This is a genomic window from Bartonella sp. AD328YNZD (assembly GCF_042196425.1).
Genome location: NZ_JBHIQG010000361.1, coordinates 1 through 2,307, shown reverse-complemented (window position 1 = coordinate 2,307; position 2,307 = coordinate 1). Strand labels below are relative to the sequence as shown.

Sequence of the window (2,307 nt, the reverse complement as noted above, 5' to 3'; positions counted from 1 at the left end):
ATGAAGTTTGAGACATTGAATTATGCTATTCAGGATGTTCGGAAAGAAGCAAGACAAGCTGCTGCTATTGGTCTAGCAGTATCTAATTTAAGCTATGACGATACACCGGGAAAATTAAGTTTTTCACTTGGTACGGGTGTATGGCGCAGTCAATCTGCACTTGCTATTGGAGCTGGTTATATGTCTGAAAATGGAAGATTTCGCTCTAACGTATCTGCAACAAGTTCTGGGGGACATTGGGGTGTAGGTGCTGGATTTAGGGTAACACTGAATTAACAATAGAAAATTCGAAATAAATTTTCCTTCTCTTATCAAATGCGTTACATGTGCCATTTAAAGAGAAGGAAAGTTATTTTTATCATAAATGAATAGCAATAAAAGATAAGGGCGTATTTCGAGTAAAAATATATTTTTTATTGTGAAATTTTATATGAAAAAATTATTTATCATCTCCAAAAGGAATTATTTGAATAATCGATATTTATTTTTAAGAGAGTTTTTCCTTCTTGTCTCATCAGACAAGGGGAAAAATTTTATAAGAAGTGATATTTTACACAGAAATTCATAGAGTAGTATACTTGTAAAGTTTTATAATAATATATTCTGTAATAATAATCTTAATGGGACTAATTAACAAAAAAATCACAAATGCAGAGTGATGTTTTCATATAAATTAACAGCATACGTGTAACCGCACAATATTTGAAAACTATACAGTTTATAGTTTATAATAGAATATCCACTGGGGGTATCCTTAAAGAAATAAAAAATCTCATTTTTTCCTTGCTATTTTTTAATAATCTGTATAAAGTGCGAAAAATTAATTAAAGGAAACTAGAAATCTTCTCGCAAAGCGGGGTGCGGTAAGTTATGGCAAAATTACAAAATCACAATTATCTGATCTCAAAAAGCTTTAAGAGATATAAATATAAAGCTCAGGGGTATCTCGCTTATTTTTACGGCAGAAGCGTAATAACCCTACAAAAAATGCTCTAAATTACTCAGCAAACAACTTAACTAACTTCCGCAATAAAAACCTTTTATTGCCTCTTAAACACACAACACCTAATAATAGTACGCAAACATGTTTTTTCTACACTTCGTTCACCTTTCTTCACCTTTAAATTTAAAGGATCTGCTAAAGAAAACCCCACCTCCTTAAAGGAGGATAAATAAAAACCTTATTAATTGGACTATCGATCCCGTCGACTACTATATCATTGATATCTTAGATAGTCCTCTTCCGCATTATGACAACCCTAATCTTTTATAAAACAAAAAAAATAATCTCTGGAGCTTAGTAGCACCGGAATGTGTCTTTTTAATGTTTTTAATATCTTTTTCTTACTTAGAGGATTTATTATGAAAAAAATATATACCACACCACGCACGCTAGCAGTGAGTAATTTAAAAAAATCTTGCTCACCTTATCGATTACCTTTTATTAAAACGCTTTCATTGGTTTCAGTAGCTGTCTTTTTATCCGGTGCTTCTCCTGTTTCTGCTTGTGATGCGTGGGGTAATATATCGCAGTATTTTGGAGCAGGTACAAATGTACTTAAAGATATTGCACCAACTTATATAATTAACGGTAAAGTGTACAGAGATGTTGGCTCTGCATTATATGGTTTGGAACGTGAAGTTGCGGGCAATAATCTTGTTAAGCAAGATAGCTCAGGGTTTATTACAATTGGTGCGAATGCACGTGGCAATAGAATAAGCATTGAAAATAGCTCTCATGAATTGAGAACTCTTACTGGTGTTAATAATGGTGTGATTTCGCCATTCTCGTCTGATGCAGTTAATGGCTCCCAAATTTTTTCTCTAGGTCTTGCTATTTCTAGCTATTTTGGTGGTGGTGCTGGATTTGATAGAGTAAAATGGACGCCTCCTATTTTTAAAGTTAAGGTTTTTGATAAGGATGGTAATGGAGCTGAAAAGAGCTATCATAATGTTGCAGATGCCTTTACAGGCGTAAATAGTTCTTTCACAAATCTTGATAAAAAGATTGAAAATGTAGTCGTTAATGTGGCAGGGAACAACCTTGTTAAGCAAGATGATACGGGACTTATTACCATTGGTGGAAAAGTAAATGGAACGAGGGTAAGTATTGCAAATATTGATAATGCGGTTCGGACTCTTTCAGGTGTTAATGCTGGTTCTATTACAGCAACATCGACTGATGCAATCAATGGTTCTCAACTTTATTCCATGAGCAATGTCGTTGCAGGCTATTTTGGTGGTGGTGCTGGCTATAAAGATGGAAATTGGAGTGCTCCTACTTTTACAGTTAAGGTCTTTGATAAG

At 33.9% G+C, this 2,307-nt stretch carries 1 protein-coding gene and 1 pseudogene; both read left to right on the top strand.

Annotated features, from left to right (window positions below):
* The coding region (locus ACFIO3_RS11765; protein ID WP_375607518.1) for a YadA-like family protein at positions 1 to 276 on the top strand (276 nt) is incomplete at its 5' end.
* A 1,086-nt stretch (positions 277 to 1,362) separates the two neighbouring features.
* Positions 1,363 to 2,307 (top strand): annotated as a pseudogene (locus tag ACFIO3_RS11760) (hypothetical protein); the annotation flags it as partial.